This window comes from Ornithinibacter sp. (assembly GCF_035443565.1).
GTDB lineage: Bacteria > Actinomycetota > Actinomycetes > Actinomycetales > Dermatophilaceae > Fodinibacter.
Genome location: NZ_DAORSO010000106.1, coordinates 1 through 8,231, shown reverse-complemented (window position 1 = coordinate 8,231; position 8,231 = coordinate 1). Strand labels below are relative to the sequence as shown.

The 8,231-nt window shown below is 72.0% G+C and carries 6 protein-coding genes; all 6 read left to right on the top strand.

Going from position 1 to position 8,231, the window contains the following annotated elements:
* Positions 1–378: potassium-transporting ATPase subunit KdpA (locus PLL68_RS10730; protein WP_324533933.1), on the top strand; the 378-nt coding region annotated here is incomplete at its 5' end.
* On the top strand, positions 375–2,411 hold the full coding sequence (gene kdpB / locus PLL68_RS10725) for a potassium-transporting ATPase subunit KdpB (protein WP_324533931.1): 2,037 nt from the start codon (positions 375–377) through the stop codon (positions 2,409–2,411). The genes PLL68_RS10730 and kdpB, both read left to right, overlap by 4 nt.
* A gap of 5 nt (positions 2,412–2,416) precedes the next feature.
* A complete protein-coding gene (gene kdpC, locus PLL68_RS10720; protein WP_324533929.1) occupies positions 2,417–3,001 on the top strand; it encodes a potassium-transporting ATPase subunit KdpC in 585 nt (194 codons plus the stop codon).
* Between the two features lie 10 nt (positions 3,002–3,011).
* Positions 3,012–5,537, top strand: a complete 2,526-nt coding sequence (locus PLL68_RS10715) for a sensor histidine kinase (protein ID WP_324533927.1) — start codon at positions 3,012–3,014, stop codon at positions 5,535–5,537.
* Positions 5,537–6,226 carry a response regulator gene (locus PLL68_RS10710; RefSeq protein WP_324533925.1) on the top strand — a complete coding sequence of 230 codons (690 nt, stop codon included), beginning with the start codon at positions 5,537–5,539 and terminating at the stop codon, positions 6,224–6,226. Before PLL68_RS10715 ends, PLL68_RS10710 begins: the two co-directional genes overlap by 1 nt.
* 69 nt (positions 6,227–6,295) lie before the next feature.
* A complete protein-coding gene (locus PLL68_RS10705; RefSeq protein ID WP_324533923.1) occupies positions 6,296–8,125 on the top strand; it encodes an HNH endonuclease signature motif containing protein in 1,830 nt (609 codons plus the stop codon).
* Positions 8,126–8,231: the final 106 nt, after the last annotated feature.

Below are 8,231 nucleotides of genomic sequence, written 5' to 3'. Positions count from 1 at the left end.
GGCCTCGCCGTCCTGCTACCGGTGTCCCTGGCCGGGCTGCACAACGACGGGCCGCACGGGCTCACCGAGATGATGTACGCCTACACGTCCGCGTCGAACAACAACGGGTCCGCCTTCGCCGGGCTCGCCGCCGACCAGCCGTATCTCAACCTCACGCTGGCCCTGTGCATGGCCCTCGGGCGGTTCGTCCCGATCGTCCTCGTCCTCGCCCTCGCCGGGGCGCTCGCAGCCCAACGCCGGCGTCCCGTGACCGCCGGGACGATGCCGACCGACACACCCCTGTTCACCGTCCTGCTCGCCGGCACCGTCGTCGTCGTCGCAGGGCTCACCTTCTTCCCGGCCCTCGCTCTCGGGCCCATCGCAGAGGCCCTGTCATGAGCCTCGTCCTGGTCCGCACCGCGGTTGACGCCTTGCCGCAGGCGTTCGCCAAGCTCGACCCGCGGCACACGTTCCGCTCGCCCGTCATCTTCGTGGTGTGGGTCGGCTCGGTGTTCACCACCGTGCTCGCCGTGCTCGACCCGTCGGTGTTCTCCGTCTCGATCACGCTCTGGCTGTGGGCCACCGTGCTCTTCGCCAACCTCGCCGAGGCCGTCGCCGAGGGCCGCGGTCGCGCGCAGGCGCAGAGCCTGCGCCAGACCCGCACCGACACCACGGCCCGGCGCCTGCTGGGTGAGGGCAGCGAAGAGGTGGTCCCCGGCACCGATCTGCGGCTCGGTGACCTCGTCGTCGTCGAGGCGGGCCAGGTCATCCCCGGCGACGGTGACGTCGTCGAGGGTGTGGCCACCGTCGACGAGTCGGCGATCACCGGGGAGTCCGCGCCGGTGATCCGCGAGTCCGGCGGGGACCGCTGCGCCGTCACCGGAGGCACGACCGTGCTCTCGGACCGGATCGTCGTGAAGATCACGAGCAGACCGGGCGAGACCTTCATCGACCGGATGATCGCGCTCGTCGAGGGGGCTGCCCGCCAGAAGACCCCGAACGAGATCGCCCTGACCATCCTGCTGACCACGTTGACCCTGATCTTCGTCCTGGCTGTCGGAGCCATCCAGCCGATGGCCGTCTACTCGGGTCAGCGACTCTCGCTCGTCGTCCTCGTGGCCCTGCTCGTCTGCCTCATCCCGACGACGATCGGAGCGCTGCTGTCAGCCATCGGCATCGCCGGCATGGACCGTCTCGTGCAGCACAACGTGCTCGCGATGTCCGGCCGGGCCGTCGAGGCCGCCGGCGACGTCAGCACCCTGCTGCTGGACAAGACGGGCACGATCACCTTCGGCAACCGGCAGGCCAGTGATGTCGTGGCGTTGGGCGGCGCCAGCCGGGGCGATCTGCTGCGGGCGGCCCACCTCTCCTCCCTGGCCGACGAGACGCCCGAGGGGCGCTCCATCGTCGACCACGCCCTCGCGTGCGGAGTCGACCCGGCGACCGGGTCCTTCGCCGAGCTGCGCCGGGCCGGCGCCGACTTCGTCCCCTTCTCGGCCTCCACCCGGATGTCCGGGGTCGACCTGCCCGACGGCACCTGCGTGCGCAAGGGAGCGGGTTCAGCAGTCGCCGCCTGGGTCGAGGCATCCGGCGGACGCGTCGCGGACGACCTCGAGGAGGCGGTGGACGGCATCAGCGCGAGCGGCGGCACCCCCCTCGTCGTGGCGCTGTCGCGACCCGGTGAACCCGCCCGCACCCTCGGCGTGATCCACCTCAAGGACGTCGTGAAGCCCGGCATGCGCGAGCGCTTCGAGCAGCTGCGGGAGATGGGCATCCGCACGGTGATGATCACGGGTGACAACCCGCGCACCGCGGCGGCCATCGCAGCCGAGGCCGGAGTCGACGACTTCCTCGCCGAGGCCACCCCCGAGGACAAGATGGCGCTGATCAAGGCCGAGCAGGAGGGCGGCAAGCTCGTCGCGATGACCGGTGACGGCACCAACGACGCCCCGGCGCTCGCCCAGGCCGACGTCGGCGTCGCCATGAACACGGGCACGTCGGCGGCCAAGGAGGCCGGCAACATGGTCGACCTCGACTCCGACCCCACCAAGCTCATCGACGTCGTGGCCATCGGCAAGCAGCTGCTCATCACCCGCGGCGCCCTGACCACCTTCTCGATCGCCAACGACGTCGCCAAGTACTTCGCGATCATCCCCGCGATGTTCGTCGGCATCTTCCCCGGCCTCGAGGCCCTCAACGTCATGAAGCTCTCGAGCCCCGAGTCGGCGATGCTCTCGGCGGTCATCTTCAACGCCCTCATCATCATCGCGCTCATCCCGCTGTCCCTTCGCGGGGTGGCCTACCGCGCGGTCTCCGCCCACCGGATGCTGCGTCGCAACCTCCTCGTCTACGGCCTCGGTGGCCTCGCGGCGCCGTTCGTCGGCATCAAGCTCATCGACCTGCTCGTCTCCCTCCTCCCCGGACTCAGGTGATAACCGTGGCCATCGCCCGCCAGCTCCTCGCCTCGGTCAAGGCGCTGCTCGTGCTGACCGTCCTCGTGGGGGTGATCTATCCCGCCGCGATCCTCGCCGTGGGCATCGCCCTGCCCCACCAGGCGGCCGGATCCCTCATCGAGGTCGACGGCGAGGTCGTCGGATCCAGCCTGCTCGGCCAGGCCGCCGAGGGGCCGCAGTGGTTCCAGGCTCGACCGTCGGTGTCCGAGCACTCCGGTGACACCAGTGGGGGTTCCAACCTCGGCCCGAACGCGCAGGCCCTGGCCGACGCCGTGGCCGAGCGGGAGACCGCCCTGCGCGCTGCCAACCCCGACGCGACCGTGGGCATCCCGCCCGACGCGCTCACGGCATCCGCGAGTGGTCTGGACCCGCACATCTCGCCCGAGTACGCCGCGTACCAGGCGCCGCGCGTCGCCGGCGCCCGCGGAATCCCGCTCGAGCAGGTGCTGGCCATGGTCGCCGACCACACCGAGGGCGCCGCGCTCGGCTTCCTCGGGCAGGACCGCGTGAACGTCACCGAACTCAACGCAGACCTGGCAGACGCGGATGCCGTCGCGCCCCGTCAGTGACAATGTCGCCATGGGACGCGGCCGGTTGCGCATCTACCTCGGGGCCGCCCCCGGGGTCGGCAAGACCGTGGCGATGCTCGACGAGGCCCACCGGCGCCTCGAGCGGGGCACCGACGTCGTCGTCGGCCTCGTCGAGACGCACGGCCGACCGCACACGGCCCAGCTGCTCGACGGCCTGGAGGTCCTGCCGCGGCGGGTGGTGACCCACCGGGGGGCGACGGTCGACGAGATGGACCTCGATGCCGTGCTGACCCGCCGGCCCGCGGTGGCGCTCGTGGACGAGCTCGCCCACACCAACGCCCCGGGGAGCCGCCACGAGAAGCGGTGGCAGGACATCGACGAGCTGCTCGACGCAGGGATCGACGTCATCTCGACCGTCAACATCCAGCACCTGGAGTCGCTCAACGATGCCGTCGAGTCGATCACGGGGATCGTCCAGCGCGAGACGGTGCCCGACGAGGTCGTCCGCCGGGCCGAGCAGATCGAGCTGGTCGACATGTCGCCCGAGGCGCTGCGGCGACGGATGGCCCACGGCAACGTGTACCGCCCCGAGAAGGTCGACGCCGCCCTCGCCAACTACTTCCGGGTCGGCAACCTCTCCGCCCTGCGCGAGCTCGCGCTGCTCTGGTTGGCCGACCGGGTCGACGAGGGGATGGGGCGCTACCGGGCCGACCACGGCATCCAGAGCACCTGGCCCACCCGGGAGCGGGTCGTGGTCGCACTGTCCGGGGGTGCCGAGGGGGAGACGCTGCTGCGCCGCGGGGCCCGGATCGCGTCCCGCGGGGCCGGCGGCGAACTGCTCGCCGTGCACGTGTCGCGCGCCGACGGACTCGCCGGGCCGGACCTTCCCCGGCTGGCCCAGCAGCGGCGGCTCACCGACGAGCTCGGTGGCAGCTTCCACACCGTGAGCGGTGACGATCTCCCGGATGCCGTGCTGGACTTCGCTCGCGGCGTCAACGCCTCACAGGTCGTCATCGGGAGCACGCGTCGCGCGCGCTGGAGCACCCTGCTCTCGCCGAGCACGACCGAGGAGGTCATCGCGCGGTCGGGGGACATCGACGTCCACGTCGTCACGCACTCGTTCGCGGCCGGTCGTGGGTGGAGGGTGCCGGCCCCGGGGTTGCCGGGGCGACGCGTGCGCCTCGGGTACGCCGCCGCGCTCATCGGCCCTGTGCTGCTCACGGCACTGCTGACGCTGCTGCCGACGGACCCGGGGCTGCCCCTCACCGTTCCGCTCTACCTGCTGCTGGCCGTGCTCGTGGCCCTGCTCGGTGGCATCGGGCCGGCCCTGGTCGGTGCGGTGTCCTCCTCGGTGCTGCTCAACTGGTTCTTCACGTCACCCGTCGGCAACCTCACCATCGCCGAGCCGGTCAACGCCGTCGCCCTCGTCGTCTTCGTGGCCGTCGCTGCCGTCGTCGCGTTCGTCGTGCACCGCAGTGCCCGGCGCGCCGAGGCGGCCATCGACGCACAGCAGGAGTCGGCGGCCCTCGCGGAGCTCACGCACACCCTGCTCGGCTCCACCGGCCAGCTGTCCCTGCTGCTCGACCGGGCCGTCGACATGTTCGGGGCAGAGGAAGCGGTCGTCGTGCGGCGCGCGAGCGCGGAGCACGCCGAGGAGGTGGTGGCGCGCTCGGGCGAGGTGGGAGCGGGAGGCGCGCTCCCGGCATCCGGTGACGTGGCTCGGGCCGAGGCCGACGACGCCCACGACCTCGTCCTCGTCGGGGTTCGCCTCCCCGCCGACCGCCGACGTTTGCTCGCCGCCTTCGCCACCCACGCGGGTGCCATCCTGCAGCGGCAGGCGCTCCAGCGGTCGGTCGGGGAAGCCACCGCTCTTGCTCGGGACAGCACGGCGCGAACGGCACTGCTGTCGGCCGTCTCGCACGACCTGCGCACACCGCTCGCGGGGATCAAGGCGGCCATCGGCAGCCTGCGGTCGACGGAGGTCATCTTCTCCGCGGAGGACGAGGCCGAGCTCGAGGCGGCGATCGAGGAGTCGGCCGACCGGCTCGACGTGCTGATCGGCAACCTGCTGGACATGTCGCGCCTGCAGGCCGGTGCGCTCGTGGCGTCGCCGCGCCCCGTCGACCTCGGCGAGATCGTCCCCGCGGCGGTGGCGGGCGTTGGCGAACCCGAGCGGGTCACGTGGTCGCTGGACCCTTCGGCGCGGTTGGTCCTCGCCGACCCGGGGCTGCTCGACCGCGTCATCGGCAACATCGTCGAGAACGCGGTGCGCCACCAGCCTCGGCCGGGGACCGTCCGGGTGGCGACGAGCGGGCTCGGTGACCGGGTGCAGGTGCGGGTGGTGGACACCGGGCCAGGTGTCCCCGAGGACGGCCGCGACCGGATCTTCCTACCGTTCCAGCGATACGGCGACGCTCCCGCGGGGGACGGCGTCGGGCTGGGGCTCGCCGTCGCGCGTGGTCTCGCCGAGGCCATGGGCGGCGAGGTCTCGGCTGAACAGACCCCCGGGGGTGGCCTGACCATGGTGGTCGACCTGCCGAGCGCGGCGGCCGTTCATGACGAGGGAGGTTCGTGATGGGTGAACGGGTGCTGGTCGTGGACGACGACGAGACGATCCGGCGCACGCTGCGCATCAACCTGCGGGCCCGTGGCTACGAGGTCGAGGAGGTGGCGACCGGCCGCGACGCCTTGGCGACGCTCGACGACGCTCCTGCCGACCTGGTCATCCTCGACCTCGGGCTGCCCGACCTCGACGGTGTTGAGGTGCTGCGGCGCCTGCGGGCGCGCTCGCGGGTGCCGGTCGTCGTCCTGTCGGCGCGGCAGCAGTCCGATGACAAGGTCGAGGCGCTCGACGAGGGTGCCGACGACTACGTGACCAAGCCGTTCGGCATGGACGAGTTGATGGCTCGGGTGCGGTCGGCGCTGCGTCGTGGGGGTGGAGACGCCGATGCTCTGGGCGGCATCCCCGCGGTGGTGACCGAGTCGTTCACGGTGGACTTCGCGACCCTGACGGCGACCCGGTCGGGCGAGCCGGTGCACCTCACGCCGACGGAGTGGCGGCTGCTCGGTGAGCTGGCCCGGCACCGCGGCCGGGTGGTGACCCAGGCCGACCTGCTCAAGGCCGTCTGGGGGCCCGGGTACGGGCGGGAGTCGAACTACCTGCGGGTCTACGGCAACCAGCTGCGCCGCAAGCTGGAAGCGGACCCGTCGAGGCCCGTCCACATCGTCACGGAGCCGGGCATCGGGTACCGCCTGCTGGCCTGAGCCGGGGCTCGGCGTCGGTCGTTCGTGCAGGTCAGAGGGCCTGTCGGTGGTCGCCCGTAGTGTCAGTTCATGGACATCGACCGGTTCCCGAGCGTCACCCAGGTGCGGCAGTCGCCGCCGGGTGAACTGGCGGTCTTGTTGTCCACGATGACTGCGGATGCCGTGTCGGGGCTGGGCGTGGATGCCGCCGAGGCGGTGGTCGTGGCGACCCAGCGGGTGTCGTCGTGGGCGGTCGCGATGCAGGCGGTGGCCGTCGACCGCTTCGCCGAGCACGTGCTCGATGCGCAGGAGCACCACGCGGCCGATCTGATGAGCGCGCGTGACGCGCAGCGTGCGGAGGTCGAGGCCGCTGGTGGGGTGTGGCACGGGGATCGCGGCGCGGTAGCGCTGCCGGAACCCGAGCAGGTCGCGGCCTCGATGTTGGCTCCTGAGTTGCGGATCAGCCCGCGCACGATGCGCACGCGGTTGAACCGGGCACGATGGTTGATGGAGCTGCCGACGACGTTGGGGCTGGCGCTGGCGGGCGACCTGGAGCCGTGGCGGGTGGATGCCGTGGTGGCGGCTGCTGCTGACGTCGATGCCAAGCACCTGGTCGAGTTCGAGGCGCGGTTGTTCGCCGGCGACGTGGGGGCGTTGCCGAAGCCGCGTCTGGTCGAGCGGGCGCGGTCTGCGGCGGCCCGGGCGGACGCCGAGTCGGTCGCGCGGGGTCAGGCCCGGGCGCCGAAGCGGCGATGCCTGCGGGTCGGCGCGTCGCAGGTGGCTGGCGTGATGCGGTGGACGGCGGACCTGCCTGACGAGGTGTCGCGGCGGATGTTCGCCGCCATCGATGCCTTGGCGCAGGAGTACCTGGCTGCTGATCGCGCGAGTGGTGCTGAACGTGCGGGTGTGGCTGCTGCCGGTGGTGCTGATCATGCTGGTGCTGATCCTGCTGGTTCCGTGCGTGGAACATCTGACGGTTCGGTGGCGCCCGGGGCTCCGCGGCAGCGGCGAACGGTGGAGCAGGCGCGGGTTGATGCGTTGGCTGATCTGGTGCTGGGCAATGCCACGGTGCAGACGGTGGTCGAGCTCGTGGTGCCGGTCGCGAGCACCGTGCCGCCGTCGTTCGTCGAGCGGGTCGGGGAGCGGACTGCTGCTGAGGCAGCCATGCGTCCGCAGGGTGGTGACGAGCCTCCGCAGGGTGGTGACGCGGTCGTGATCGACCTGGTCTTGGGCTCAGTCACGCGCCACACCCTCGACGCGGGGGCGCTGGAGCGCGCCCATGGCCGATCGGTGGGGGCCTGGCTCGAGACGGAGGCCAATCCGTTCCTCTCGCACCGCCCGCCGCCACGACCACCGACGGATCCTGATCCGCAGCCCGGCGCTGAACCTGGTCCGCCGATTGCAGCAAATCCCACTGCAACGACTGGAGCTGTTCCGGCTCCGCCGCCACGGGTCACTGACCTCACCGGTGCGCCGGTGTGGTTCGTCCCGGGGCTGATCCAGACGCCGGGAGCGGGTGCGCTGCTGCCCGACCGGGTAGCCGCCTTGCTCAACGACCCCGACACGGGGGTGCGGATCATCGACGGGACACCGGGCTCGGCGGATGGGCGGCTCCCGCAGTGGCGCACCTACCGTCCGCATGCGGCGCTCGCGGCCAAGGTGCGAGCGCGCGACGGGCACTGCCGCTTCCCCGGGTGCTCGGTGCAGGCTCGGCGGTGCCACCTCGACCACGTCGTGGCCTTTCCGGCCGGGCAGACCGAGGAGGGGAATCTGCAGGCACTCTGCCCCGCGCACCATGGCTTCAAGCACCACGCCGGCTGGGGGGTGACGATGACTCCAGACGGGGTCTGCACGTGGACCACCCCCTCTGGGCGCACGCACATCACCCGCCCGCCCGACATGCGTGACACCGCCGCGTGAGACCGCCCACCGATCTGCGCGACGCCGCTGCGTGTCACCGCCCGCCAGTCCTGCGTGACACCGCCGCGTGACCTTTCGCTCACCAATCCGTCGGGCACCAAAGCCC